General features: G+C 61.8%; 26 protein-coding genes. 15 read left to right on the forward strand and 11 right to left on the reverse strand.

Translation table 11 applies throughout. The features are described from left to right. Window positions 1–56: 56 nt before the first annotated feature. On the forward strand, window positions 57–338 hold the full coding sequence (locus J3P84_RS18645) for a hypothetical protein (RefSeq protein WP_434569278.1): 282 nt from the start codon (window positions 57–59) through the stop codon (window positions 336–338). 8 nt (window positions 339–346) lie between these two features. Here J3P84_RS18645 and J3P84_RS18650 read toward each other — a convergent pair whose 3' ends face one another. Beyond that, window positions 347–916 carry a TetR/AcrR family transcriptional regulator gene (locus tag J3P84_RS18650; RefSeq protein WP_434625039.1) on the reverse strand — a complete coding sequence of 190 codons (570 nt, stop codon included), beginning with the start codon at window positions 914–916 and terminating at the stop codon, window positions 347–349. A gap of 89 nt (window positions 917–1,005) precedes the next feature. On the opposite strand from J3P84_RS18650, the gene J3P84_RS18655 reads away from it, so the two are divergent. Both J3P84_RS18655 and J3P84_RS18660 read left to right on the forward strand, forming a co-directional pair. After that, complete coding sequence (locus J3P84_RS18655; RefSeq protein WP_434625041.1) at window positions 1,006–1,734, forward strand: SDR family oxidoreductase; 729 nt, start codon at window positions 1,006–1,008, stop codon at window positions 1,732–1,734. A 32-nt stretch (window positions 1,735–1,766) separates the two neighbouring features. Beyond that, window positions 1,767–2,357, forward strand: coding sequence for a 2-hydroxychromene-2-carboxylate isomerase (locus J3P84_RS18660; RefSeq protein WP_434625043.1), 591 nt, complete (start codon window positions 1,767–1,769; stop codon window positions 2,355–2,357). A gap of 9 nt (window positions 2,358–2,366) precedes the next feature. Here the strand turns inward: J3P84_RS18660 and J3P84_RS18665 are convergent, their stop codons facing one another. From J3P84_RS18665 to J3P84_RS18685, 5 genes are all read right to left on the reverse strand, one after another. Further along, window positions 2,367–4,175: an aminopeptidase P family protein gene (locus J3P84_RS18665; protein ID WP_434625045.1), complete on the reverse strand. Its 1,809-nt coding sequence runs from the start codon at window positions 4,173–4,175 to the stop codon at window positions 2,367–2,369. A 21-nt stretch (window positions 4,176–4,196) separates the two neighbouring features. Further along, window positions 4,197–5,390, reverse strand: coding sequence for an aminotransferase class V-fold PLP-dependent enzyme (locus J3P84_RS18670; RefSeq protein ID WP_434625047.1), 1,194 nt, complete (start codon window positions 5,388–5,390; stop codon window positions 4,197–4,199). 162 nt (window positions 5,391–5,552) lie between these two features. Then, window positions 5,553–6,167, reverse strand: a complete 615-nt coding sequence (locus tag J3P84_RS18675; RefSeq protein WP_434569284.1) for a LysE family translocator — start codon at window positions 6,165–6,167, stop codon at window positions 5,553–5,555. Window positions 6,168–6,263: 96 nt separating this feature from the next. Then, complete coding sequence (locus J3P84_RS18680) at window positions 6,264–6,530, reverse strand: hypothetical protein (protein ID WP_434603355.1); 267 nt, start codon at window positions 6,528–6,530, stop codon at window positions 6,264–6,266. 65 nt (window positions 6,531–6,595) lie between these two features. Further along, window positions 6,596–7,009, reverse strand: a complete 414-nt coding sequence (locus J3P84_RS18685; protein WP_434625051.1) for an antibiotic biosynthesis monooxygenase — start codon at window positions 7,007–7,009, stop codon at window positions 6,596–6,598. Between the two features lie 92 nt (window positions 7,010–7,101). On the opposite strand from J3P84_RS18685, the gene soxR reads away from it, so the two are divergent. The 9 genes from soxR to J3P84_RS18730 all read left to right on the forward strand — a co-directional run bounded on the left by soxR (window position 7,102) and on the right by J3P84_RS18730 (window position 13,991). Beyond that, window positions 7,102–7,554 carry a redox-sensitive transcriptional activator SoxR gene (gene soxR, locus J3P84_RS18690; protein ID WP_434631425.1) on the forward strand — a complete coding sequence of 151 codons (453 nt, stop codon included), beginning with the start codon at window positions 7,102–7,104 and terminating at the stop codon, window positions 7,552–7,554. Window positions 7,555–7,835: 281 nt separating this feature from the next. Then, on the forward strand, window positions 7,836–9,050 hold the full coding sequence (locus J3P84_RS18695; RefSeq protein ID WP_434625053.1) for a PepSY-associated TM helix domain-containing protein: 1,215 nt from the start codon (window positions 7,836–7,838) through the stop codon (window positions 9,048–9,050). Then, window positions 9,047–9,589 carry a thiamine pyrophosphate-binding protein gene (locus J3P84_RS18700; RefSeq protein WP_305495975.1) on the forward strand — a complete coding sequence of 181 codons (543 nt, stop codon included), beginning with the start codon at window positions 9,047–9,049 and terminating at the stop codon, window positions 9,587–9,589. The genes J3P84_RS18695 and J3P84_RS18700 overlap by 4 nt, the downstream gene beginning before the upstream one ends. After that, the gene (locus J3P84_RS18705) at window positions 9,586–9,912 is read left to right on the forward strand and encodes a hypothetical protein (protein ID WP_434603346.1); all 327 of its coding nucleotides are present in this window, start codon (window positions 9,586–9,588) and stop codon (window positions 9,910–9,912) included. The genes J3P84_RS18700 and J3P84_RS18705 overlap by 4 nt, the downstream gene beginning before the upstream one ends. Then, window positions 9,909–10,484, forward strand: a complete 576-nt coding sequence (locus J3P84_RS18710; protein WP_434625055.1) for a DUF6162 family protein — start codon at window positions 9,909–9,911, stop codon at window positions 10,482–10,484. The genes J3P84_RS18705 and J3P84_RS18710 overlap by 4 nt, the downstream gene beginning before the upstream one ends. Window positions 10,485–10,519: 35 nt before the next feature. Next, window positions 10,520–11,449 carry a metal ABC transporter substrate-binding protein gene (locus tag J3P84_RS18715; protein WP_434569292.1) on the forward strand — a complete coding sequence of 310 codons (930 nt, stop codon included), beginning with the start codon at window positions 10,520–10,522 and terminating at the stop codon, window positions 11,447–11,449. After that, window positions 11,446–12,198, forward strand: a complete 753-nt coding sequence (locus J3P84_RS18720) for a metal ABC transporter ATP-binding protein (RefSeq protein WP_434625058.1) — start codon at window positions 11,446–11,448, stop codon at window positions 12,196–12,198. The genes J3P84_RS18715 and J3P84_RS18720 overlap by 4 nt, the downstream gene beginning before the upstream one ends. Beyond that, window positions 12,198–13,097 (forward strand): metal ABC transporter permease, encoded by a 900-nt coding sequence (locus J3P84_RS18725; RefSeq protein WP_434569294.1) that lies wholly within the window; start codon window positions 12,198–12,200, stop codon window positions 13,095–13,097. The genes J3P84_RS18720 and J3P84_RS18725 overlap by 1 nt, the downstream gene beginning before the upstream one ends. Next, window positions 13,098–13,991: a metal ABC transporter solute-binding protein, Zn/Mn family gene (locus J3P84_RS18730; protein WP_434625060.1), complete on the forward strand. Its 894-nt coding sequence runs from the start codon at window positions 13,098–13,100 to the stop codon at window positions 13,989–13,991. Between the two features lie 266 nt (window positions 13,992–14,257). Here J3P84_RS18730 and prpF read toward each other — a convergent pair whose 3' ends face one another. From prpF to J3P84_RS18755, 5 genes are all read right to left on the reverse strand, one after another. Next, the gene (prpF, locus tag J3P84_RS18735) at window positions 14,258–15,448 is read right to left on the reverse strand and encodes a 2-methylaconitate cis-trans isomerase PrpF (RefSeq protein ID WP_434625062.1); all 1,191 of its coding nucleotides are present in this window, start codon (window positions 15,446–15,448) and stop codon (window positions 14,258–14,260) included. Between the two features lie 53 nt (window positions 15,449–15,501). Next, window positions 15,502–18,093 (reverse strand): Fe/S-dependent 2-methylisocitrate dehydratase AcnD, encoded by a 2,592-nt coding sequence (acnD, locus tag J3P84_RS18740; protein ID WP_434625064.1) that lies wholly within the window; start codon window positions 18,091–18,093, stop codon window positions 15,502–15,504. A 192-nt stretch (window positions 18,094–18,285) separates the two neighbouring features. Then, complete coding sequence (gene prpC, locus J3P84_RS18745; RefSeq protein WP_434625066.1) at window positions 18,286–19,413, reverse strand: bifunctional 2-methylcitrate synthase/citrate synthase; 1,128 nt, start codon at window positions 19,411–19,413, stop codon at window positions 18,286–18,288. A 41-nt stretch (window positions 19,414–19,454) separates the two neighbouring features. Next, on the reverse strand, window positions 19,455–20,345 hold the full coding sequence (prpB, locus tag J3P84_RS18750; protein WP_305495985.1) for a methylisocitrate lyase: 891 nt from the start codon (window positions 20,343–20,345) through the stop codon (window positions 19,455–19,457). After that, window positions 20,342–21,055, reverse strand: coding sequence for a GntR family transcriptional regulator (locus J3P84_RS18755; RefSeq protein ID WP_434569299.1), 714 nt, complete (start codon window positions 21,053–21,055; stop codon window positions 20,342–20,344). The genes prpB and J3P84_RS18755 overlap by 4 nt, the downstream gene beginning before the upstream one ends. 280 nt (window positions 21,056–21,335) lie before the next feature. Between J3P84_RS18755 and J3P84_RS18760 the strand changes: the two genes are divergently transcribed. From J3P84_RS18760 to J3P84_RS18770, 3 genes are read left to right on the forward strand one after another with little or no spacing between them, the layout of a single operon-like run. After that, the gene (locus J3P84_RS18760) at window positions 21,336–21,872 is read left to right on the forward strand and encodes an ATP-dependent zinc protease family protein (protein ID WP_305495987.1); all 537 of its coding nucleotides are present in this window, start codon (window positions 21,336–21,338) and stop codon (window positions 21,870–21,872) included. Between the two features lie 5 nt (window positions 21,873–21,877). Next, window positions 21,878–23,410 carry an inactive transglutaminase family protein gene (locus tag J3P84_RS18765; RefSeq protein ID WP_039593717.1) on the forward strand — a complete coding sequence of 511 codons (1,533 nt, stop codon included), beginning with the start codon at window positions 21,878–21,880 and terminating at the stop codon, window positions 23,408–23,410. Next, entirely contained in the window at window positions 23,410–24,396 is a 987-nt protein-coding gene (locus tag J3P84_RS18770) for an alpha-L-glutamate ligase-like protein (protein WP_305495988.1), read from the forward strand. The genes J3P84_RS18765 and J3P84_RS18770 overlap by 1 nt, the downstream gene beginning before the upstream one ends. Window positions 24,397–24,516: the final 120 nt, after the last annotated feature.

Genomic DNA, 24,516 nt, shown 5'->3' on the forward strand with positions numbered 1-24,516 from the left:
GAAAGCGAACGTAGCCGTACGTAGGCATAAGATCCGCGGCGGCATTAAGGACGGGAATGAAACGAATCTTGATACTGATCGCCGTACTAGCGGTTACGGGCTGCGCGGCGACGTCGAAAACCGAAGTCAAACGCGGAAAAAAAGGCCTGCATATCAACTGCTCCGGCCTGTCCTCTTCCTGGGATCAGTGCAGGGCCAGCGCCGCCAACTCATGCGCGCCCAAAGGTTACAAAATCATCGCCAAATCAGGTGACGCCGTTGAGGAGCCTGGGGATTATCCTTTCGGGCTCAATCCAGCCGGATACACCAGCCGCAGCATGATCGTCATCTGCAAATAGGCGGCGCTTCAGCTGGACTGTCGTTCGGCCAGGCGATGGCTGATCTCGTCATGGCTGGACCTGAGAACCTCCTGCTGGAGCTCAGGCGCTGCCAGCATTCGCGCAACAACCAGCGCACCCACGCATTGAGACAGGATCGCCCAAGCCAGGCTATCGCTCTCAAGTATCCGCGCCCAGCTTTCGTGCAGGCGGCAGATCCAGCTTTGCGCGGCCTCACGCACCGACATATCCGAACGCGCAATCTCAGCCCCCAGAACCGGCAAGGCGCAACCAGCCTCGGGTTGCTCCACATGGCTCATGCTCAGGTACTGCTTGAGGCAACGCTCCAGTTTCATCGAGTCCATGACGCCGTTACCACTCAAGCGCTCCAGGCTCTGGCTCAACTCGCGCTCGACGATCGCCTTGAAAAGCTCATCCTTGGATGAGAAATGGCTGTAGAACGCCCCGCCGCTAAGACCGATCGCCTTCATCAGGCCATCTACCCCTACCGTCGAAAATCCTGATTTTTTGGCCGACATGGCACTGCTGGTCAGCAGTTTCTCTCGGGTTTCCATCTTGTGATTGGCTGAATAACGCATGTGCTTGCCTCTGGATGCTCATCTTGACGCTCGGCGAATCTTAGCATAACGTCCGTTTAGCTAACGACCGTTTACCAATGAGGCCAATCATGAATAACAAGAAGGTGGTACTGGTAGTGGGAGCTGGCGATGCTACTGGTGGCGCGATAGCCCGGCGTTTCGCTCGGGAAGGCTTCGTGGCCTGCGTCACTCGCCGCGACGCTGGCAAACTTGAAGCACTGGTCGACGAAATCCGTGCCCAGGGCGGTGAAGCCCACGGTTTTGCCTGCGACGCACGCAAGGAAGATGATGTGATCGCACTGATCGAGCAAATAGAGGTGCAGGTGGGCCCGATCGAAGCCTTTGTATTCAACATCGGCGCCAACGTGCCTTGCAGCATTCTCGAAGAGACGGCTCGCAAATATTTCAAGATTTGGGAAATGGCCTGCTTTTCAGGTTTCCTCAATGCTCGAGAAGTGGCCAGGCGCATGGTCAAACGCCAGCGCGGCACGATCCTGTTTACTGGCGCCACGGCAGGCTTGCGCGGAGCATCAGGGTTCGCCGCATTTGCGGGGGCCAAGCATGGCATCCGGGCCTTGGCCCAGAGCATGGCGCGAGAATTGGGGCCGATGAATATTCATGTAGCCCATGTTGTGGTGGATGGCGCCATCGACACTGACTTCATCCGCGATAATTTCCCGGAAAAGTACGCAACCAGGGCAGAAGACGGCATCCTCGACCCGGAGCACATCGCCGAGAACTATTGGTACCTGCATACCCAGCCGCGGGATGCCTGGACCTTCGAACTGGATCTGCGCCCCTGGAACGAACGCTGGTAAGTCTCCCTCACAACAATAAGAGAAGCGTAGCCATGAACAGATCCGTCGAGTTTTTTTTCGACCTGGGCAGCCCGACCACCTACCTGGCCTATACCCAATTGCCCGCGCTCTGCGCTGAAACCCATAGCGAGCTCATCTATCGCCCCATGCTTCTGGGCGGCGTATTCAAGGCAACGGGCAACGCGTCGCCCGTTACCGTGCCGGCCAAGGGGCCTTATCTGTTCCAGGACTTGAACCGTTTCGCCAAGCGCTACGATGTCGACTTCAAGCTCAACCCGCATTTTCCAATCAACACATTGCTATTGATGCGCGCCGTCACGGGCATGCAACTGCGTCATCCGGATCGTTTCGAGATTTTCACGAGCTGTCTGTTCCGGGCACTCTGGGTGAATGCCCGCAACCTCAACGACCCGGCAACAGTCGCGGCCGTGCTGGACGAAGGGGGTTTCGACCCTGCCTATGTGCTTGCCCTTACAGCCGACGAGCAGGTCAAGGAAACATTAAGGAGCACAACCGAAGAGGCCGTGCGCCGAGGTGTGTTCGGTGCGCCGAGCATGTTTGTCGGCAACGAGATGTTCTTTGGCCAGGATCGCCTGGACTTCGTCCGTGAAGCCCTCGGCTGACCCTATGCTTCAGATTGCCGCTGTCCGTGTGTTCAGCCATTGCAGCGCAGCGCCATCGAGCAGCGGACTCAAGCGACGCTGAACCTCGCCGTGGTAGGCGTTGAGCCAGTCCTTTTCGTTCTGGTTCAGCAACGACGGCTCCAGGCAGCGGGTGTCTATCGGGCACAACGTCAGGGTTTCGAATGCGAGGAATTCGCCGAACTCGCTGCTGCCCGCCTCCCGGCTCAACACCAGGTTCTCGATACGAACACCCCAGCGACCCGGGCGATAAGTACCCGGCTCGATGGACGTGATCATGCCCGGCTGCATGGCGGTCTGGGGTGCAGCGGCAGCCTGATAGGCAATGACTTGCGGGCCTTCGTGGACGTTGAGGAAATAGCCGACACCGTGGCCGGTGCCATGACCGTAATCCACCTGTTCAGCCCAGATCGGTGCCCGGGCGATGGCATCCAGCAGAGGCGAAAGAATGCCCTTGGGGAATTTGGCCCTGGACAAGGCAATTACGCCTTTGAGCACGCGGGTACAGTCACGCTTCTGCTCCGACGTCGGTGTCCCGACCGGCACCATGCGGGTGATATCGGTCGTACCGCCAAGGTACTGGCCGCCCGAATCGATCAACAGCAAGCCATCTCCCTCAATGACCGCGTGCGCCTCTTCGGTGGCGTGATAGTGAGGCATCGCGCCATTGGCATTAAACGCCGCGATGGTATTGAAGCTCAAGGAGACGAACTCCGGCCGGCGCTTGCGCGCTGCGGTCAGGTGCTCATCGATGGTCAGTTCAGTGATGCGCTCATGGCCCCAGGCACTTTCCAGCCAGGCAAAAAATTCGCAGAGCGCCGCTCCGTCCTGCTCCATGGCTCGACGGATGTGCTCGGCATCGGCCGGGCTTTTGCGCGATTTGGCCAGTGTTGTGGGGTTGAGCCCTTCGACGAGTTTCACGCCGCTGTCCAGATTGTCCAGCAAACCGACCGTGACCCGGGCCGGATCGACCTGCAGGCTCGCGCCGCTCGGCACTTCACGCAACGCAGTGGCCACTTCGCTGTAGTCGCGCAGCGTTACGCCGTCTTGCTCAAGAACAGAACGCAGCGCAGCGTCGACCTTGTTCAAATCCACATACAGCGTCGCCTGTTGCTGGCTGATCAGGGCAAAGGAGACGAATACCGGATTGAATGACACATCCGCGCCGCGCAGGTTGAACAGCCAGGCGATGTCGTCCAGGGTGGCGATGAAATGCCAATCCGCAGCACGCTCCTTCAGGGCTTCGCGCAACTGGACGATTTTCTCGACACGACCGATCGTGGCTTGCGGCGGCAAATGCGCGTAGACCGGTTGATCCGGCAGGCTCGGACGATCGGTCCAGGCTTGTGCGAGCAGATCGATGTCGGTACGCAACCGTGCGCCACGCTCTTGCAGCTTGCTGCTCAGGGTCCGCGCCGATGCCACCGCCATGACCGCACCATCGACCGCTACCGCCCGCCCTTCAGGCGTGTTTTCGGCCAGCCACTCCAACGGCCCGGGCTTTCCGGGGATGAGTTTGACCAGCTCGATGCCGCTGCCTTCCAGTTCGCTGGTGGCTTGTTCCCAGTAACGACTGTCCGCCCAGACCCCGGCGAAATCCGCGGTCACGATCAATGTACCGACCGAGCCATGGAACCCGGACAACCATTGGCGCCCTTGCCAGTACCCCGGCAGATACTCCGAAAGATGCGGGTCGGCGGAAGGCACCAACAGCGCATGGATGCCATCCTGGCTCATCAATTGGCGAATTCGGGCCAGGCGCTGGGGAACCTGTCCCGGGGTCGAAGGCTGGGTACTCATCATCACTCCTGCTAATCAATTTTATTGTTCGGTGCCGAATGCGTTCGGCTCGGGGGTTGCCGCCCAGAAGGCCGGCGCGGCAACACAGGCGGCCTTGATCAATCGCACCGCCTCATCAATATCCTGTTCGCTGGTAAAGCGCCCCAGGCTCAAACGAATGGTCCGCCCGGCCGCGCGTGCATCATGCCCAAGGGCGAGCAACACGTGGGATGGAGTGTTTTGCGCCGAGTTGCAAGCCGAGGTCGCGGAGAATGCCATCGATGCGCCCAGCGTCGCCGGGTTGAAGTCACCTTCGTTGAACGTCAGGCTCACCGTATGGGGAATGCGACAGTTGGCACTGCCATTCATACACACACCGGGCAAAGCCAGCAAAGGTTCAAGCAAACGATTGCGCAGTCGGGCGATGTCGGCGAGTTCTTCCTCAAAGGCCTGCGCCGCCAGCTCGAATGCTGCGCCCATCGCGGCAATCTGATGGGTCGCCAAGGTCCCGGAGCGCAAGCCACCTTCATGACCGCCGCCATGGATCTGGGCCGACAGCCGCGGGCGCGCGCGATCACCGACATAAAGTGCGCCGATCCCCTTGGGGCCGTAGATCTTGTGTGCGGAAAACGACATCAGGTCCACCGGCCACCGGGCCAGGTCGATGCTCACTTTTCCCGCACCCTGGGCCGCGTCCATATGAAACAACGCGCCATGCTCTCGAACGATCTCGCCAATGGCGATGGCGTCATTGACCGTGCCCAACTCGTTATTGACCAGCATCAGCGACACCAGGAAAGTGTCTTCGCGCAGCGCCTCGCGAACCGCTTGCGGGTCGATCAGGCCATCAGCGCACGGCGCCAGCCAGGTTACCGCGACGCCACTTTCCTCGAGCTGCCTGACCGTATCGAGAACGGCCTTGTGTTCGATCAGGCTGGTAATGACGTGGCCGCCACGCGCTTCACGCGCCTGGGCCACGCCCTTGAGGGCCAGGTTATTGGATTCGGTGGCGCCGGAAGTCCAGACGATTTGTCCGGCCTGAGCCCCCACCAACCGAGCCACCTGCTGGCGCGCCAGTTCCACCGAGCGCCGGGCCTCCTGGCCGAAGGCATGGGAGCTGGAGGCCGGGTTACCGAAGTTACCGTCGAAACCCAGGCATTGGACCATGACCTGGATCACGCGCTCATCCACCGGGGTGGTGGCGGCGTAATCAAAATACAAAGGACGCTTATTCATAAGGAAGCTCGCAGAATCTGTTCCAAGACCAGATGCCCTCGTTGGGTTCGAGACATAGCTTTAACTGATCAAGACCTTAAAAGAAGTCGGACTTCATTTAAAAGTGCGTAGGAACGCTCCTGAAACAGCGAGCTTAGCAGGCATCGCGTTGAAGCTCAGCCCTTAACTCACGCTTTCGAGCAACAACGGATACAGCGACGCGACCAACAGCAGCGCCATGCCCCAGTTGAAGACACGCAGCCACCGGCGATCCTGCAACAAGTTGCGCAGCAGGCTGCCGCAGACTACCCACAGGCTGACGCTAGGCAGGTTGATCAACGCAAACACCGCCGCGATCACCACCACATTGAAAAAGTAACCTTGCAGAGGCGTATAGGTGCTGATGGCGCCGATGGCCATGATCCAGGCCTTTGGGTTGACCCATTGGAACGCTGCTGCGCCCCAGTAGCTGATCGGCTTGTTCTCACCCGCGCCGCCGTCCGAGACAGGACCGGAGTGGGCGATTTTCCAGGCCAGGTATATCAGATATGCCGCACCGACGTAGCGCAGCACGGTGTAGAGCAGCGGATATGTCTGGAACACCGCGCCCAGCCCAAGGCCCACCGCCAGGACCAGGGAAAAGAAGCCGCAAGTGATGCCGAGCATGTGCGGGATGGTCCGGTTGAAGCCGAAATTCACACCCGAGGCCAGCAACATGGTGTTGTTGGGGCCGGGCGTTATCGAGGTCACCAGGGCAAACAGGGCGAAGCCCAGCAGCAGGTCAAGCGAGAGGGTCATGGCAGGTCAATCCGTCGGGGCAGTCAGGAGTTGACCCTACCCCACGTCCCGGCGCAAACCCATGGACAGTTAGGCAAAACTTCTAGCGGTACAGTCTCAGCTCGACCGGCCCGGTGCCTGGACTGTCTGCTCGGCGCTCATCTCGCCGCGCTCGTCGAAGCCGACGTTTTTCTGCGAAGGACCGAGCAATTCGGCTTTCTTCGCATGGTATTCATCAAACGAAAGCCCCCGCCGATTCAAGGCTTCGAGGGCCAGCTCACGGGATTCCTCGGCGGTGTAAGGACGCAGCTCCGGGGACGACGAAGCGCAACCGCTCAATACGGTGACAGTCAACAGCAACAAGACAGCAAGGATACGATTCATGGCGGGTGTCCGATGTTCAGTTGGGCGATGAACAAAGGCTACCCGCCGGCACTTGGCGGCAGAAATCAACGCTTTTGATAATGGGTATCGCCCTCTCGGATCTCCCGTTGCGCTTGGTTGACCAACGGGCAATGCAACGCATCGTCCAGGCTGCGCTCGATGTTGCGCAGCACCTGGAACGAGCCAAACGTCACCGCTTTGGCCCGATGCGCCTGGATGAACTGCCAGAAACTTTCCTCACCATTCTCAACGCTGCGGAACGCCGCTTCACCCGCCTCGCGGGTTTGCCATTGCAGGTAATTAAGCACCCGACGTCCGTCCTCGCTGACCTGGATACTGGCATTGAGGAAACCCGAATGATCACGAGCCAGGCGCTCGGTCTGCGCTGACAGGGCGTTGACCAGCGTCTGCTGCCACTGAGGCTCGATGTCGAACTCGATCAACTGCGTGAAGCTGCGATGACCACTTGGCGATTGCATGAAAAGTCCCCCGTTCAGGTAAGGCGGATCTTGCGATCCAAAGGCCTGCAGGGTAAAACCTCCAGTTAAGTCAAGGTCAAGCGGTGATTCAGGTGACGACGTCGATCAACATTCACAAGGAACTGACCGTCGGCCAGGTGGCCGCCCGCAGCGGCGTGGCGGTCACCGCGCTGCACTTCTATGAAACCAAGGGCCTGATCAAAAGCACGCGCAACCCGGGCAACCAACGTCGTTACCCCCGGGCCGTCCTGCGGCGCGTGGCGCTGATCAAAGTCGCCCAGCGCCTGGGCATACCCCTGGCGGAAATTGGCGAGGCGCTGAAAAACCTGCCGGACAACCGTGCGCCCACGGCGACCGACTGGAAGACCCTGTCAGCGCAGTGGAGTCGGAACCTGGATGAGCGGATCAACCAGCTGATCGCATTGCGAGACCGGCTCGACGGTTGTATCGGCTGCGGTTGCCTGTCGATGGAACATTGTCCGCTGCGCAACCAGGGTGATGTGCTCGGCAAGCGTGGGCCAGGGGCGCATTTGCTGGAATCCTGAGATGTTCGTCGGCCTATGAGTCCCGCCGTGGTTGCGTGGAAGATGCTTGGGGCCGCTGCGCAACCCAGCGGGAGCGAGCTCCCTCGCCACCAGAAGACCGAGCGCCTGTTCGAGAACGCGAAACATTTTCTTTCATCTTCCCTTTCAGGATTCCGGCTGCTCGTTCGTCTTAATTAGATGCAGCAGGCCGCGTCGGCAAAAGCCACGGCCGGCTTTTCCAGGTTTCATGGTGTTGCGAAGCCCGCGACACGGAACCTTTCATCGAATCAAGACGCTCAATCATGTCGAAGAAGTCCCGCTCCAAACTCTGGTTCCTGGTTCACAGCTGGCTGGCGTTGCCCATCTGGTTTTTCGTTCTGATCGTTTGCGTCACCGGTACGCTGGCGGTGGTCAGCCAGGAGATCGTCTGGCTGGTCAATCCGGAAATGCGCGCCAGCAAGCCCGCCGATGATGCGCCGTTGCTCAGCTACGACCAGGTCGTTGCCGCCATCAAGCAAGCCCAGCCCCTGACTCAGGTGCAAAACATTGTGCGTCCGGACGAGTCGCACTTCGCCCTGGAGGTCAAGGTCACCTACCCCGACGGTCGCCCCGACACTGTTTACGTCAACCCCTACAGCGGCGTCATCCAGGGCTCGGCACCGGCCTTCAACTTCAGGGGGTTCACCCGTGCATTGCATGGCTGGTGGCTGGTGCCGTTCACCAACGGCTACAGCTGGGGCTGGTACCTGGTGTCCTTCCTCGGCCTGCCGATGCTCGCGTCGTTGGTGACTGGGCTGGTTGTCTATAAACGTTTCTGGAAAGGTTTTTTCAGCCCGACCCTGCGTATTCGCCACGGGGCCCGCATTTTCTGGGGCGACTTCCATCGGCTCAGCGGCATCTGGTCGATCTGGTTCATTGCCGTCATTTCCATCACCGGCACCTGGTTCCTGATCGAGGCCACGCTGGCCGATAACGGTATTTCCATCTCCAGTGCTCCGGTGGTCCCGGTGGTGGCCCGGGAAAACGTTCCGCTGTCGGCGGGTGGTACGCCTCCGCCGCAACTGAACCTGGACCGCGCCATCGAAATTGCCCAGCAGCGAATCCCGGGCCTGGAAGCGAGTTTCGTCAGCCTGCCCGGCAATGCCTACAGCCATCTGGAAGTCGGCGGACGCGGCTGGTATCCGCTGATGTTCCAGACGGCGACCATCAATCCCTACAACGGTGATGTCGACGCTTCCCGATTGTTGTCGGATCGCACGGCGCTGGAGTTCGTGACCGAATCCATGCGCCCGCTGCACACCGGGGATTTCGGTGGCCTCTGGATCAAGCTCATCTGGTGTTTCTTCGGCCTGGTGCTGAGCATGATGGTCCTCAGCGGTCTGCTGATCTGGACCAAACGCACGGCGCTGGCGACCGCCAACGCCCTCAAGCGCAATCAGAAACCTGTGCGGCCAGCCCAAACCACGCCGCAACTGCAGCCTTCCATGCACCGTGACTCACCGGAGGGCAGCCTGTGAACCCGTCCACTACGACAACATCACCGTCACGCCTGGGCCAGTTCTGGCATAAATGGCGTTTCCATATCAACGTGCTGTTGCTGCTGATTCCCCTGGGTTTCATGCCCAAGTACCTGTCGGAGGCCGCGTTGTTCCGAGGCGACGGCGGGCTTGGCGAGCGGGAAGTCGGCGAAGTCCAGGTGGGCCCCTGGAGCTTGCGCCTGGCGGAGTTTCGCAACGAAGCGCCACGCACCCAGGGCCCCGCCGGGCCGATGAAACACTTCAACGCCGCCCTGTGCCAGCGCTGCATCAGCGAGGTTAAAGCCACCTATCTGCGCATCGGCAAGCCCCGCAGCCTGCGGGCCGCCGGGGTGATTTTCTTCGGCTCGCCCTATCGCATGGGCGCCTTGTTGCCGGTGCCGAAAAAGACCCAGCCAGACGCCGAACTGTGGATCACCCTCGAAGGCTGGGACGGCTCGATGCATCAAGCTTCCATCCCCCTGAGCCAGGCCTCCCCGGCCACCGTCGCCTGGTTGCAATCCCAAGGAGCCCGACCATGAACCTCCGCGCCTCTTTCAACAGCCTGGCGCTGCTGCTCTGCGCAGGCTTGAGCACCAGCGCCCAGGCCCACAATCCGATGTGCGAATGCAAGGCTATCGACGCTGAACAGATCCAGTGTACTGGCGGTTTTTCCGATGGCAGCGGCGCCCCCGGAGTGACGCTGGACGTGATCGGCTACGACGAAACCATCCTGGTCCCCGGCAAGCTCGGCGCCGACTCGACGTTGACCTTCAAGAAACCCAACGCCGAGTTCTACGTACTTTTTGACGCCGGCCCCGGCCACGTCGTGGAAATCGACCAAGCCGACATCGAGGCCCCATGAGCGCACCCACCACCCAGGTCATCCGCCCCGCCGGTGCCGGCCACGAAACCCTATACGTGCTGTTGCTGTGCCTGATTATCCTGCTGGGCGCCGGTTCGGTCGTGGCCTGGCATGGGGAGACCCGGGATGTTGCCCACCTGGACGCCCATCAGCTGGACGCACGCCGCGACCTCAGCGCCGCCGAGCAAGGCATTTATGCCGATCTGCGGGTGACATTGGATGAGATCCGGATCCTGCGCGAAAGCGAGCAAGCCCTCCCCGGTCCGCAAGCCCTGGCCGATGAAGGCTTCGCCCCGTTCGCCCAGGACGCCAGTTCCGTCAGCCGCGGCGGCCATGCCTGGCAATTGCTGGCAGACCGAGCCTACTTCGGCGCGAGCGCCAATTCGTCCGTCGCGGGCTCCTTTCTGATGCGCATCAGCGAAGTGCCCGATGCGTCCCCGGACATCTGGCTCAACCGCAACAACCCTCCGACCACACCCGGCGCATTGGATGACGCCGCCTTGTCCGCCGCCGGCTGGCAACAGATCGTCGCGCAATTCGACGCTGGCGTAACCCGCCAGCATCGGCATTGACCCCACGCCTTCATTCCAGAGAAGACCGCTTGCCCATGTCTATTGCACCTTCACGCCGCCCCTTGCTGCGCCTGCTGCTGATCGGCCTGCTCGCCTGCCTGTTCACTCCAATGGCCAGCGCCGAAACGGCCAAGCGCCTGCGCATCGGCATCACCCTGCACCCTTATTACAGCTACGTGGCCAACATCGTCGGCGACAAGGCCGAGGTGGTGCCGTTGATCCCGGCCGGCTTCAACCCTCACGCCTATGAACCCCGCGCCGAGGACATCAAGCGCATCGGCGGGCTCGATGTGATCGTGCTCAACGGCGTGGGTCACGACGATTTCGCCGACCGCATGATCGCCGCCAGCGAAACCCCGGACGTGAAGGTGATCGAGGCCAACGAGAACGTCCCCTTGCTTGCCGCCACCGGAACCGCGGCGCGGGGCGCGGGTAAAGTCGTCAATCCGCATACGTTCCTGTCCATCAGCGCCTCCATTGCCCAGGTCAACAACATCGCCCGGGAACTGGGCAAGCTCGACCCGGACAACGCCAAGACCTACACGCAGAACGCCCGGGCCTACGGCAAGCGCCTGCGGCAGATGCGCGCCGCCGCCCTGGCCAAGCTGACCCAGGCGCCGAACGCCGAGCTGCGGGTCGCCACGGTACACGCCGCCTACGATTACCTGCTGCGCGAATTCGGCCTGGAAGTGACTGCCGTGGTCGAACCGGCCCATGGAATCGAGCCAAGCCCCAGCCAGTTGAAAAAGACCATCGACCAGCTGCGTGAGCTGGACGTGAAGGTGATCTTCTCGGAGATGGATTTTCCATCCACCTACGTCGACACCATCCAGCGTGAATCGGGAGTAAAGCTGTACCCGCTGTCGCACATTTCCTACGGCGACTACAGCGCCGAGAAATACGAAAAGGAAATGACCGGCAACCTCGACACCGTGGTCCGGGCGATCCAGGAGTCCGGCGCATGACGGCCCGGGAACCCCTCATCCAGCAACATGTCGGCCCGATGATCGAGTTCGCCGACATCAGCCTGAACCTTGGGCGCACCGCGATTCTCGACAATGTGGCCTTTCAGGTACAAGCCGGCAGCATCCATGCATTGGTCGGCCCTAACGGCGGCGGCAAGAGTTCGCTGATCAAGACCTTGCTTGGACAGATGCCGCACCAGGGGCGCTTGAGCCTGCAATGGCCGGGCGAACCCGGCGTCATCGGCTACGTGCCCCAGGCGCTGGAATTCGACCGGGGCCTGCCCATGACGGTGGACGACTTCATGGCGGCCATGTGTCAGCGGCGCCCGGCCTTCCTCGGTTTGAGCAAGCATTATGCTGGCGCCATCGGTCAGGCCCTCGAGCGGGTCGGCCTGCAGGACAAGCGCAAGCGACGCATGGGCGCGCTGTCCGGTGGCGAGCGTCAGCGGGTATTGCTGGCCCAGGGATTGATTCCGCCGCCGCAACTGCTGGTACTGGATGAACCCATGTCGGCTTTGGACGAAGCCGGCATCCAGGTATTCGAACGCTTGCTGCAGGACTGGCGCCAGGCCGGCATTACCGTGCTCTGGATCGAGCACGACCTGGAAGCCGTCGGACGCCTGGCCGATCACGTCACCGGGCTGAATCGACGGGTGTTGTTCGACGGCCCGCCGCGCCAGACCCTGACCCCGGAACGGCTGCTGACGCTGTTTTCGACCCATCCACGTGCCAACGGGAGCGCCGCCTGATGAGTTATGAAGCCTTCCGCCTGATGGTCCAGGGTTGGGCCTCCTCCGGTTACCTGCCCGAGGCGCTGGCCTATGGTTTTGTGGTCAACGCCTTGCTGGCCGGGCTGTTGATCGGCCCGGTGCTGGGCGGCCTCGGCACGCTGGTGGTGGTCAAGCGCTTTGCGTTTTTCTCCGAAGCGGTGGGCCATGCGGCGCTGACCGGCGTGGCCGTCGGCATCCTGCTCGGCGAACCCTACACCGGGCCCTACGGCAGCCTGTTCGGCTACTGCCTGCTGTTCGGCATCCTGCTCAATTACCTGCGCAACCGCACCGGCCTGGCCCCGGATACGTTGATCGGCGTCTTCCTCTCGGTGTCCCTGGCCCTGGGCGCGAGCCTGCTGCTGATCCTGGCGGGCAAGATCAATGTGCACATCCTGGAAAACGTGCTGTTCGGCTCAGTGCTGACGGTCAACGGCAATGATCTCGCGGTGCTGGCGGTGGTCGGTTCGCTGGTGATGGCGCTGGCGCTGCCGCTGTACAACCGGATCATGCTCGCCAGCTTCAACCCGCAGCTGGCGGCGGTACGCGGGGTGGCGGTTAAGACGCTGGACTATCTGTTCGTGGTCTTGGTGACGCTGATCACTGTGGCGGCGGTGAAAGTCATCGGCGCGATCCTGGTGGGTGCGTTGCTGGTGATTCCGGCCGCGGCCGCGCGTTTGCTCAGCCAATCGTTGAAAGGTTTTTTCTGGTGTTCGGTGCTTATCGCGACCGTCAGCACCTTATGCGGGATCCTGGCGCCGATCGTTTTCGACCTGCCGATCCCGTCCGGTGCCGCAATCATTCTGGTGGCCGGCATCGCCTTCGCCCTGAGCGCCATCGCCCGTGGCGTCGTCCCCCATCTGAAAGGGAATCTTGGATAAATGGTTTTTTCATTACGGCAATTGGTCTGGGCTCTAGCCCTCGGCGGCGCAGTGATTACCTCGCCGATGGCCGCCGAAAAGATCCAACTACTGGCCTCGCTGCCCGTCACCTACGGATTGGGCGAGGCCTTGCTCAAGGGCACCGACGTCAGCCTGGCCCGGGCCGCTCCGGACAATCTTCCCGGCACCCGACAAAGCGCCTATTTCAGTGGCCGTGGCGCCCCGGCCCTGAGCAAGCTGGCCGGCGAGGCCGACGCGGTGATCGGGCTGCGTTCGCTCTGGCCGGACGATCCGCTGTACCCCATGGCCCGCCGCAGCAATATCCGTATCGTTGAAATCGACGCTGCTCGTCCGGTGGACGGCGCCCTGCCCGGCATCGCCATACAGCCGGGCATGACCGACGGCCTGGCGAGCCAGCCGTGGATGGCCAGCCACAATCTGGGGCGGATGGCCGACGTGATCGCTGCTGATCTGGTGCGCCTCGTCCCGGCGGACAAACCGAAAATCGATGCCAACCTGGCGGCACTCAAGCAGCGCCTGCTCAAGCTCAGCGCCGACAGTGAAAAGCGCCTCGCCAGCGCCGACAACCTGAGCGTGGTCAGCCTGAGCGAGCACTTCGGTTACTTGATCAGTGGCTTGAACCTGGATGGCATCAGCACCGATGCCCGCCCCGACGCCGAATGGACAGCCGAAGCCCTGAAGCAACTGACAGCCACGCTCAAGGAAAACGATGTCGCGCTGGTGCTGCATCACCGACAGCCGCCGGAAGCTGTGAAAGCGGCCCTCGCCGAAGGCGGTAGCCAACTGCTCGTGCTGAGCACCGACGGTGCCGATCCGGTGGCGGAACTGGAAAACAACGTGGAGCTGGTCGTCACCGCACTGACGAAAGGCTGACAGCCATCCCCTGTGGGAGCGAGCCTGCTCGCGAAGGCGTCGACACATCCAACATCGATGCCAGCTGACACACCGCTTTCGCGAGCAGGCTCGCTCCCACATTTTTGATCGAGGGCGGACCCGGATTCCGGGCCCACTGGGCATCCCCTGTGGGAGCGAGCCTGCTCGCGAAGGCGTCGACACATCCAATATCGATGCCAGCTGACACACCGCTTTCGCGAGCAGGCTCGCTCCCACAGGTTTTGTGTTATTTCTCAAGCAACGAGTTAGAAAACATCCCCCGGCACCCGCACAAACCCTTCCATCAACACCCGCGCGCTGCGGCTCATGATGGCTTTTTTCACGGTCCATTCGCCATTGACTACGCTCGCCTCGGCGCCAACGCGCAAGGTGCCGGACGGGTGGCCGAAGCGCACCGCGTTGCGTTCGACGCCACCGGCCGCGAGGTTGACCAGGGTGCCGGAAATCGCCGCGGCGGTGCCGATAGCGACAGCGGCGGTGCCCATCATGGCGTGGTGCAGCTTGCCCATGGACAACGCCCGAACCAGCAAGTCGACGTCACCCGCCGCCACGGTTTTACCGCTGGATGAAAGGTAATCCGCCGGCGGCGCGACAAACGCCACTTTCGGCGTGTGCTGGCGCTGGGCAGCTTCGTCCAGGTGCTTGATCAGGCCCATGCGCAACGCGCCATGGGCACGAATCGTTTCAAACATCGCCAGCGCCTTGGGATCGCCGTTGATGGCGCCCTGCAATTCGGTGCCGGTGTAACCGACATCCCGGGCGTTGATGAATATCGTCGGAATGCCTGCGTTGATCAGCGTCGCCTTGAGCTTGCCGACACCGGGCACTTCCAGGTCGTCCACCAGGTTGCCGGTAGGAAACATCGAACCACCGCCGCCCTCTTCCTCGGCCGCCGGGTCCATGAACTCCAGTTGCACTTCAGCGGCCGGAAAGGTCACGCCGTCGAGTTCGAAGTCACCGGTTTCCTGCACCGCGCCGTCGGTGATCGGTATATGGGCGATGATCGTCTTGCCGATGTTCGCCTGCCAGATCCGCACCACGGCCATACCGTCCTGCGGGATACGGCTGGCATCCACCAGACCGCTCCCGATGGCAAACGCCCCCACCGCCGCCGACAGGTTGCCGCAGTTGCCGCTCCAGTCCACGAACGGCTTGTCGATGGATACCTGGCCGAACAGGTAATCGACGTCGTGATCAGCCCGTGTGCTCTTGGACAGGATCACGGTCTTGCTGGTGCTGGACGTCGCACCGCCCATGCCATCGATCTGCTTTTCGTACGGATCGGGGCTACCGATCACCCGCAGCAGCAGCACATCCCGGGCCGGGCCGGGAACGCGCGCCGCTTCGGGCAGGTCTTGCAGGCTGAAGAACACGCCTTTGCTGGTGCCGCCACGCATATAGGTCGCGGGGATCTTGATTTGAGGCGAGTGAGCCATGTGCTCCAACTCCTGAAAAAATGGGTGGCCAGAAAACCGGCCACCCGAGCGTTTTAAACGGCAATCGCCGATTCAAGGAAATCCTGGGCGAAGCGTTGCAGCACGCCCCCGGCTTCGTAGATCGACACTTCCTCGGCGGTATCGAGGCGGCAGGTCACCGGCACTTCGACGCGTTCAGCATTTTTGCGCGTGATGACCAGGGTCAGCGTCGCCCGCGGGGTGCGCTCGCCGATCACGTCATAGACTTCGCTGCCGTCGATGCCAAGCGTCTTGCGATCCGTGCCGGGTTTGAACTCCAGCGGCAACACGCCCATACCCACCAGGTTGGTGCGGTGGATGCGCTCGAAACCTTCGGCAACGATCGCCTCGACACCGGCCAGGCGCACGCCCTTGGCCGCCCAGTCCCGGGACGAACCCTGGCCGTAGTCGGCGCCGGCGATGATGATCAACGGCTGCTTGCGTTCCATGTAGGTTTCGATGGCTTCCCACATGCGCATGACCTTGCCTTCCGGTTCGACCCGAGCCAGGGAGCCCTGCTTGACCTTGCCGTCCTCAACGACCATTTCGTTGAACAATTTCGGGTTGGCAAAGGTGGCCCGTTGCGCGGTCAGGTGATCGCCGCGGTGGGTCGCGTAGGAGTTGAAGTCTTCTTCCGGCAGGCCCATTTTCGCCAGGTATTCACCCGCGGCACTGTCGAGCATGATGGCGTTGGACGGCGACAGGTGATCGGTGGTGATGTTGTCCGGCAGCACCGCCAGCGGACGCATGCCCTTGAGCGGCCGCGCACCGGCCAACGCGCCTTCCCAATACGGCGGACGACGGATATAGGTGCTTTGCGGGCGCCAGTCGTACAGCGGGGTCACTTTCGGCCCGGTGTCTTCCTGGATGGCGAACATCGGGATGTACACCTGGCGGAACTGCTCGGGCTTCACCGAAGCCTTGACCACCGCGTCGATTTCCTCGTCGCTCGGCCAGATGTCCTTGAGGCGGATTTCCCGGCCGTCCACCACACCCAGCACATCCTTCTCGATGTCGAAACGGATGGTCCCGGCGATGGCATAAGCCACCACCAATGGCGGCGACGCCAGGAACGCCTGCTTGGCGTACGGGTGAATCCGCCCGTCGAAGTTGCGGTTACCCGACAAGACGGCGGTGGCGTACAGGTCACGGTCGATGATTTCCTGCTGGATCACCGGGTCCAGCGCGCCGGACATGCCGTTGCAGGTAGTACAGGCGAACGCGACCACGCCAAAACCCAGTTGCTCAAGTTCAGACGTCAGGCCCGCTTCATCCAGGTACAACGCGACGGTTTTCGAGCCCGGTGCGAGGGATGACTTGACCCACGGCTTGCGCGCCAGGCCCAGGCGATTGGCGTTGCGCGCCAGCAAACCGGCGGCGATCACGTTGCGCGGGTTGCTGGTGTTGGTGCAACTGGTGATCGCCGCGATGATCACCGCGCCGTCGGGCATTTGCCCGGGCACATCGTCCCACTGGCCAGAAATGCCTTTGGCAGCCAGATCGGACACCGCGACACGGGCGTGCGGGTTGCTCGGACCGGCCATGTTACGCACCACCGAGGACAGGTCGAAGGTCAGACCGCGCTCATATAACGCGCCTTCCAGGCTGTCAGCCCAGAGGCCGGTGGTCTTGGCGTAATGTTCGACCAACTGCACTTGCTGGTCTTCGCGGCCGGTGAGCTTCAGGTAATCGATCGTTTGCTGATCGATATGGAACATCGCTGCCGTGGCGCCGTATTCCGGGGCCATGTTGGAGATCGTCGCGCGATCCCCCAGGGTCAGGGCGCGGGCGCCTTCGCCGAAGAACTCCAGCCAGGCCCCGACGACTTTCTGCTTGCGCAGGAATTCGGTCAGCGCCAGCACCATGTCGGTGGCAGTGATGCCCGGTTGCAACTTGCCGGTCAGCTCGACGCCGATGATTTCCGGCAGGCGCATCCACGAGGCGCGACCGAGCATGACGCTTTCGGCTTCCAGGCCACCGACACCGATCGCGATCACACCCAGGGCATCGACGTGAGGCGTGTGGCTGTCGGTGCCTACGCAAGTGTCGGGGAACGCCACGCCGTCACGCTGCTGGATGACGGGAGACATTTTCTCCAGGTTGATCTGGTGCATGATCCCATTGCCCGGCGGGATCACGTCGACGTTCTTGAAGGCCTTCTTGGTCCAGTTGATGAAGTGGAAGCGGTCTTCGTTGCGGCGGTCTTCGATGGCGCGGTTCTTGGCGAACGCCTGCGGATCAAAACCGGCGCTCTCTACCGCCAGCGAGTGGTCGACGATCAGTTGGGTCGGCACCACCGGATTGACCTGCGCCGGGTCGCCGCCTTGCAGAGCGATGGCGTCGCGCAGACCGGCCAGGTCGACCAATGCGGTCTGGCCGAGGATGTCATGGCAGACCACGCGTGCCGGGAACCAGGGGAAATCCAGGTCGCGCTTGCGCTCGATCAGTTGCAGCAGCGATTCGCGCAGCGTCGCCGGATCGCAGCGGCGCACGAGGTTTTCCGCCAGCACGCGGGAGGTGTACGGCAGGCCATCGTAGGCGCCAGGCCGAATGCCATCCACGGCCGCGCGAACGTCGAAATAATCCAGCGAAGTGCCGGGCAGCGGTTTGCGAAATTCTGTGTTCATCGTCAGGACTCGGGTCACGGTGGTTTCAGGAGAGGGCCGGCCTTGAAACACCCCCGACCCCTGTGGGAGCGAGCTTGCTCGCGATAGCGGTGTATCCGTCGACATCAATGTTGAATGTCAGTGCGCAATCGCGAGCAAGCTCGCTCCCACAGGGTTTCGGGGTGATCCAGTGCCTGCGGCTAACCCTCCAGCTCAGCGTTGTTCGATTGGCACGAACTTGCGCTGTTCGACGCCGGTGTATTCGGCGCTCGGTCGGATGATGCGGTTGTTGGCACGTTGTTCGAACACATGGGCGGCCCAGCCGGTCAGGCGCGAGCAGACGAAGATCGGCGTGAACAGCTTGGTCGGGATGCTCATGAAGTGGTACGCCGAGGCATGGTAGAAATCGGCGTTGGGGAACAGTTTCTTCTGCTCCCACATGGTCTTGTCGATAGCTTCGGAAACCGGGAACAGCACCGTGTCGCCGACTTCATCGGCGAGCTTTTTCGACCAGCCCTTGATCACCTCGTTGCGCGGGTCGTTGTCCTTGTAGATGGCATGGCCGAAGCCCATGATCTTGTCCTTGCGCGCGAGCATGCCGAGGGTGCCCTCGATGGCTTCTTGCGGCGAGCTGAAACGCTCGATCATTTCCATCGCCGCCTCGTTGGCGCCACCGTGCAACGGGCCGCGCAGCGAGCCGATGGCAGCGGTGATGCAGGAGAACAGGTCGGACAATGTCGAAGCACAAACCCGCGCGGTAAAGGTCGAGGCGTTGAATTCGTGCTCGGCGTAAAGGATCAGCGACACGTTCATCACCTTGACGTGCAACTCGCTCGGCTTTTTGCCGTGCAGCAGATGCAGGAAGTGGCCGCCAATGGAGACTTCATCGGTTACGCATTCGATGCGCTGGCCTTCGTGGCTGAAGCGATACCAGTAGCACATGATCGCCGGGAACGCGGCCAGCAGACGATCGGTCTTGTCGTGCTGCTGGGAGAAATCCTGCTCGGGCTCCAGGTTGCCGAGGAACGAGCAGCCCGTGCGCATCACATCCATCGGATGGGCGTCGGCGGGAATGCGTTCCAGCACTTCTTTCAAGGCTTGGGGCAGGTCGCGCAACTGGCGCAGTTTGCCCGTGTAGGCGTCCAGCTGTGCCTGGGTCGGCAGCTCGCCGTACAGCAGCAGGTAGGCCACCTCTTCGAATTGCGCGTCAGCCGCCAAGTCGCGAACGTCGTAGCCGCGATAGGTCAGCCCGGCGCCTGACTGGCCCACGGTGGACAAGGCGGTTTGTCCGGCCACCTGGCCACGGAGCCCGGCGCCACTGAGTACTTTTGCTTCGGCCATGTTGCTGTCTCCATTTTCTTGAATTTGTAGGGAGTCGCGCCTTACTTTTTCGCGGCGAACAACGCGTCGAGCTTCTGCTCGAAGGTGTGGTAGTCGATGCGATCGTAAAGCTCCATGCGGGTCTGCATGGTGTCGATGACGTTCTGCTGGGTGCCATCGCGACGGATGGCGGTGTAGACATTTTCGGCGGCCTTGTTCATCGCACGGAACGCCGACAGCGGGTACAGCACCAGGGACACGTCGGCCCCGGCGAGTTGTTCGGTGGTGTAGAGCGGGGTCGCGCCGAATTCGGTGATGTTGGCCAGGATCGGCGCTTTAACGCGGCTGGCGAACAGCTTGTACATTTCGAGTTCAGTGATCGCTTCCGGGAAAATCATGTCGGCACCGGCCTCGATGCACGCGGCGGCGCGGTCCAGGGCCGACTCCAGGCCTTCCACTGCCAACGCATCGGTACGCGCCATGATCACAAAACTGTCGTCGGTGCGGGCATCGACGGCAGCCTTGATGCGGTCGACCATTTCCTGCTGCGAAACGATTTCCTTGTTCGGCCGATGGCCGCAACGCTTGGCGCCGACCTGGTCCTCGATGTGAATCGCCGCCGCGCCGAACTTGCTCATCGACTTGACCGTGCGCGCCACGTTGAACGCCGAGGAGCCGAAGCCGGTGTCCACGTCCACCAACAACGGCAGGTCGCACACGTCGGTGATGCGGCGCACATCGGTGAGCACGTCATCCAGGCCGGTAATGCCCAGGTCCGGCACGCCGAGGGAACCGGCCGCCACGCCGCCACCCGACAGGTAGATCGCCTTGAAGCCGGCGCGCTTGGCCAGCAGCGCATGGTTGGCGTTGATGGTGCCGACCACTTGCAATGGATGCTCGGCGGCGACCGCATCGCGAAAACGCTGGCCTGGCGTGCTCTTGCTGGAACTCATGACTCACCTCGTTGAGTGGCGGCGCTGTCCTGAAAATGACGCGCAATGTTGCGTTTGGAGGCGCCGATATGCCGACGCATCAATAATTCGGCCAGTTCGCCGTCACGGTCGGCGATGGCATCGAGAATCCGGTGGTGCTCGGCAAAAGCCTGGCGCGGACGGTTCGGCGTGGTGGAAAACTGGATGCGGTACATGCGCACCAGTTGATACAGCTCGCCGCAGAGCATTTGGGTGAGGGTGCGATTGCCGCTGCCCTGGATGATCCGGTAGTGGAAGTCGAAATCGCCTTCCTGCTGGTAATAACCGACGCCGGCCTGGAACGCCGCATCGCGCTCGTGGGTTTCCAGCACTCGACGCAGTTCGTCGATTTCTTCCTGGGTCATACGCTCCGCCGCAAGGCGACAGGCCATGCCCTCCAGGGATTCGCGAATTTCGTAGAGTTCCAGCAGCTCGGCATGGCTCAGCGAGACCACCCGCGCGCCAACATGGGGAATGCGCACCAGCAGCCGCTGGCCTTCCAGGCGATGGATCGCCTCGCGCAGCGGCCCGCGACTGATGCCGTAGGTACGGGCCAGCTCGGGCTCGGAGATCTTGCTGCCGGGGGCAATTTCACCCTTGACGATGGCGGCCTGGATACGCCGGAAGACGTTCTCGGACAGCGTCTCGGCATCTTCCTGGACGAGGACCGGCGTTTCGAGCTGATCGAGCATATTGTCGACACCTTTAAAATCAATACGGCAAAAACTACCCTCTGACACCCTTAACGTCAAAACAAAAATATGGATTGTCGACAATCGTCTAATAACGGTCCCAGACAGAGCCCCTCGTTTCGAAGTGTCGTAGCCTCCGGCCAGCGGTGGCGTCAGAAAACCACCGTGCTAGAATGCCGCCGCAATTGCCGCTCTCCCTATATAGAGAAGGCAACCTAGGGAGCTTGTGCAGTAATGCCAGGGCCTGAACCGAAAAACGGAACGCTGCGCACCAGGATCTATGACACTCAAGCCCTTATCTGCCGCCCTATGCTTTATCTGCCTGCCAGGGATTGCCGCGGCGGGTGAAAAAACCGTGTACGGCCTCAACGAATATGCAGCCCTGCAGGGCATTGACCTGGAGGTCGCGGCCAAGCTCGACACCGGTGCCAAGACCGCCTCCCTCAGCGCCCGTGACATCAAGCGCTTCAAGCGCAACGGCGAATCCTGGGTGCGTTTCTACCTGGCCATCGACGCGGCCCATTCGCACCCCATCGAACGCCCGCTGGCCCGGGTCAGCAAGATCAAGCGCCGCGCCGGTGACTACGACCCGGAAGAAGGCAAGAAATACACGGCCCGGCCGGTCATCGAACTGGATATCTGCATGGGCTCGGCCCTGCGCAGCATCGAAGTGAACCTGACCGACCGTAGCGCCTTCCAATACCCGTTGCTGATCGGCTCCGAAGCGCTCAAGCGTTTCGACGCGCTGGTCGATCCCAGTCTCAAATACGCTGCCGGCAAACCCGCCTGCGCCAATGCCGCTCATACCGCAGAGTAATTCCAATGCGCTCCCTTACCCTCCATCTGAAAATGCTGATCGCCATCCTGGTGGTGCTGGGCCTGTCAGTGACGGCCTATCAGATTTTCGTGCTCGGCATCCCGGTGACCGAAGACGCCACCGATGACCTGTGGAATATCGATGCCAAGGTCGAGTTCGTGCCCAACGCCAAGGATCCGGTGAAGATCCAGATGTTCGTGCCGCCCCTGAGCCGCGATTACGTCAGCCTCAACGAGAGCTTCATCTCCAACAACTACGGCGTAGCGGTGAACCGCGTCGACGGCAACCGCAAGGTGACGTGGTCGGCCCGGCGCGCCAAGGGCAACCAGACCCTTTATTACCGCCTGGTGCTGACCAAGCGCTACAGCGCCGAGAAAACCAAGGTCAAGGGCCCGACCTTCCGCGACAGCATCGCCGTCGAAGGGCCGGAAAAACTCGCCGCCGAAGCGCTGCTGGCACCGATTCGCCAGCATTCGGCCGACGTCGAAACGTTCATCAGCGAAGCCATCAAGCGGGTCAACAACCTCAACGACGACAACGTCAAGCTGTTGCTGGCCGGCGACCCGTCTTCGAGCAACAAGGCCAGAATCGTCGAACTGGTACTGTCCATTGCCCACGTGCCGGTCGAGAAGGTCCACACCATCCGCCTGGTGGCCGACCAGCCGCAGACGCCCGAGCTGTGGCTGCGCAGCTTCAACGGCACCGACTGGCTGTACTTCAACCCCGACACCGGCGAGCAAGGCCTGCCCACCGATCGCCTGCTGTGGTGGACCGGCGATGAAAACCTGATCACCGTCGATGGCGGCAAGAAAGCCACCGTCACGTTCAGCATGAACAACAGCGAAATGAACGCCATTCGCCTGGCCAAGCTGACGGACGAGAACACCGACGCCAACTTCCTCGAATACTCGCTCTACGGCCTGCCGCTGCAAACCCAGCAGACCTTCATGATCATGGTGATGATCCCGATCGGCGTGCTGGTGATCCTGGTGTTGCGCAACCTGATCGGCCTGCAGACCCTCGGGACGTTCACCCCGGTGCTGATCGCCCTGGCCTTCCGCGAAACCCAACTGGGCTTCGGCATCATCCTGTTCACGGTGATCACTACCCTGGGCCTGTCGCTGCGTTCCTACCTGGAGCATCTCAAGCTGCAAATGCTGCCGAGGCTTTCGGTGGTGCTGACGTTCGTGGTGGTGCTGATCGCCGCCATCAGCCTGTTCAGCCATAAGCTGGGCCTGGAGCGTGGCCTGTCGGTGGCATTGTTCCCAATGGTGATCCTGACCATGACCATCGAACGCCTGTCCATCACCTGGGAAGAGCGCGGCGCCGGCCATGCGATGAAAGTCGCGATCGGCACCCTGTTCGCCGCGTCCCTGGCGCACCTGATCATGAGCGTCCCGGAGCTGGTGTACTTCGTGTTCACGTTCCCGGCCATCCTGCTGATCCTGGTAGGTTTCATGCTGGCCATGGGTCGTTATCGCGGCTACCGCCTGACCGAGCTGGTGCGGTTCAAGGCTTTCGTCAAGGCTGATTCCTGATGTTCGGCCTCTGGAAGACCTGGAAGGCCCTGGAAGCCCGAGGCATCATGGGCATCAACCGGCGTAATGCCGACTACGTGCTCAAGTACAACAAGCGCAGCCTTTACCCGATCGTCGATGACAAGATCATCACCAAGGAACGGGCCATCGCCGCTGGCATTCACGTGCCGGAGCTGTACGGGGTGATCTCCACCGAGAAGGAAATCGACAAGCTCGACGGGATCATCGGCGGACGCACCGACTTCGTCATCAAGCCGGCCCAGGGCGCCGGCGGTGACGGCATCATCGTTATTGCCGACCGCTTCGAGGGCCGCTATCGAACCGTGTCCGGGAAGATCATCAGCCACGAGGAAATCGAGCACCACATCTCCAGCATCCTCACCGGCCTGTACTCCCTCGGCGGGCACCGTGACCGGGCGCTGATCGAGTACCGCGTGACGCCGGACCAGATCTTCAAGAGCATCAGCTACGAAGGCGTACCGGATATCCGCATCATCGTGCTGATGGGCTATCCGGTGATGGCCATGCTGCGCTTGCCGACCCGCCAGTCCGGCGGCAAGGCCAACCTGCACCAGGGCGCCATCGGCGTCGGCGTCGACCTCGCCACCGGCCTGACCTTGCGCGGTACCTGGCTGAACAACATCATCACCAAGCACCCCGACACCACCAACGCGGTGGATGGCGTGCAACTGCCCTATTGGGACGGCTTCATGAAACTGGCCGCCGGTTGCTATGAACTGTGCGGGCTGGGCTACATCGGCGTCGACATGGTGCTGGACCAGGAAAAAGGCCCGTTGATCCTGGAACTGAACGCCCGCCCAGGGCTGAACATCCAGATCGCCAACGACTGCGGCCTGACCCTGCGCACCCACGCCGTGGAGGCACGCCTGGAAGAACTCAAGGCCAGGGGCGTCACCGAAACCGTGGAAGAGCGCGTGGCGTTTGCCCAGGAATTGTTCGGGCATATTCCGCCGGTTGAGGGGTGAGGCAGAGGTTTGAAGGGGGAAGAAAGTCGAGGGTCAAAAGTTGAACCCTGTGGCGAGGGAGCTTGCTCCCGCTGGGTTGCGAAGCAGCCCCAAAGCCCGGCACCTCGGTGCATCAGGTTG

This window comes from Pseudomonas sp. Z1-29, from assembly GCF_051131995.1.
Taxonomy (GTDB): Bacteria; Pseudomonadota; Gammaproteobacteria; order Pseudomonadales; family Pseudomonadaceae; genus Aquipseudomonas.

What these genes read in the sequence shown, in the direction of transcription:
- J3P84_RS18645 (WP_434569278.1), top strand. Translation starts at nt 57, where the DNA reads ATGAAACGAATCTTGATACTGATCGCCGTACTAGCGGTTACGGGCTGC.
- J3P84_RS18650 (WP_434625039.1), bottom strand. Translation starts at nt 916, where the DNA reads ATGCGTTATTCAGCCAATCACAAGATGGAAACCCGAGAGAAACTGCTG.
- J3P84_RS18655 (WP_434625041.1), top strand. Translation starts at nt 1,006, where the DNA reads ATGAATAACAAGAAGGTGGTACTGGTAGTGGGAGCTGGCGATGCTACT.
- J3P84_RS18660 (WP_434625043.1), top strand. Translation starts at nt 1,767, where the DNA reads ATGAACAGATCCGTCGAGTTTTTTTTCGACCTGGGCAGCCCGACCACC.
- J3P84_RS18665 (WP_434625045.1), bottom strand. Translation starts at nt 4,175, where the DNA reads ATGAGTACCCAGCCTTCGACCCCGGGACAGGTTCCCCAGCGCCTGGCC.
- J3P84_RS18670 (WP_434625047.1), bottom strand. Translation starts at nt 5,390, where the DNA reads ATGAATAAGCGTCCTTTGTATTTTGATTACGCCGCCACCACCCCGGTG.
- J3P84_RS18675 (WP_434569284.1), bottom strand. Translation starts at nt 6,167, where the DNA reads ATGACCCTCTCGCTTGACCTGCTGCTGGGCTTCGCCCTGTTTGCCCTG.
- J3P84_RS18680 (WP_434603355.1), bottom strand. Translation starts at nt 6,530, where the DNA reads ATGAATCGTATCCTTGCTGTCTTGTTGCTGTTGACTGTCACCGTATTG.
- J3P84_RS18685 (WP_434625051.1), bottom strand. Translation starts at nt 7,009, where the DNA reads ATGCAATCGCCAAGTGGTCATCGCAGCTTCACGCAGTTGATCGAGTTC.
- J3P84_RS18695 (WP_434625053.1), top strand. Translation starts at nt 7,836, where the DNA reads ATGTCGAAGAAGTCCCGCTCCAAACTCTGGTTCCTGGTTCACAGCTGG.
- J3P84_RS18705 (WP_434603346.1), top strand. Translation starts at nt 9,586, where the DNA reads ATGAACCTCCGCGCCTCTTTCAACAGCCTGGCGCTGCTGCTCTGCGCA.
- J3P84_RS18710 (WP_434625055.1), top strand. Translation starts at nt 9,909, where the DNA reads ATGAGCGCACCCACCACCCAGGTCATCCGCCCCGCCGGTGCCGGCCAC.
- J3P84_RS18715 (WP_434569292.1), top strand. Translation starts at nt 10,520, where the DNA reads ATGTCTATTGCACCTTCACGCCGCCCCTTGCTGCGCCTGCTGCTGATC.
- J3P84_RS18720 (WP_434625058.1), top strand. Translation starts at nt 11,446, where the DNA reads ATGACGGCCCGGGAACCCCTCATCCAGCAACATGTCGGCCCGATGATC.
- J3P84_RS18725 (WP_434569294.1), top strand. Translation starts at nt 12,198, where the DNA reads ATGAGTTATGAAGCCTTCCGCCTGATGGTCCAGGGTTGGGCCTCCTCC.
- J3P84_RS18730 (WP_434625060.1), top strand. Translation starts at nt 13,098, where the DNA reads ATGGTTTTTTCATTACGGCAATTGGTCTGGGCTCTAGCCCTCGGCGGC.
- prpF (WP_434625062.1), bottom strand. Translation starts at nt 15,448, where the DNA reads ATGGCTCACTCGCCTCAAATCAAGATCCCCGCGACCTATATGCGTGGC.
- acnD (WP_434625064.1), bottom strand. Translation starts at nt 18,093, where the DNA reads ATGAACACAGAATTTCGCAAACCGCTGCCCGGCACTTCGCTGGATTAT.
- prpC (WP_434625066.1), bottom strand. Translation starts at nt 19,413, where the DNA reads ATGGCCGAAGCAAAAGTACTCAGTGGCGCCGGGCTCCGTGGCCAGGTG.
- prpB (WP_305495985.1), bottom strand. Translation starts at nt 20,345, where the DNA reads ATGAGTTCCAGCAAGAGCACGCCAGGCCAGCGTTTTCGCGATGCGGTC.
- J3P84_RS18755 (WP_434569299.1), bottom strand. Translation starts at nt 21,055, where the DNA reads ATGCTCGATCAGCTCGAAACGCCGGTCCTCGTCCAGGAAGATGCCGAG.
- J3P84_RS18760 (WP_305495987.1), top strand. Translation starts at nt 21,336, where the DNA reads ATGACACTCAAGCCCTTATCTGCCGCCCTATGCTTTATCTGCCTGCCA.
- J3P84_RS18765 (WP_039593717.1), top strand. Translation starts at nt 21,878, where the DNA reads ATGCGCTCCCTTACCCTCCATCTGAAAATGCTGATCGCCATCCTGGTG.
- J3P84_RS18770 (WP_305495988.1), top strand. Translation starts at nt 23,410, where the DNA reads ATGTTCGGCCTCTGGAAGACCTGGAAGGCCCTGGAAGCCCGAGGCATC.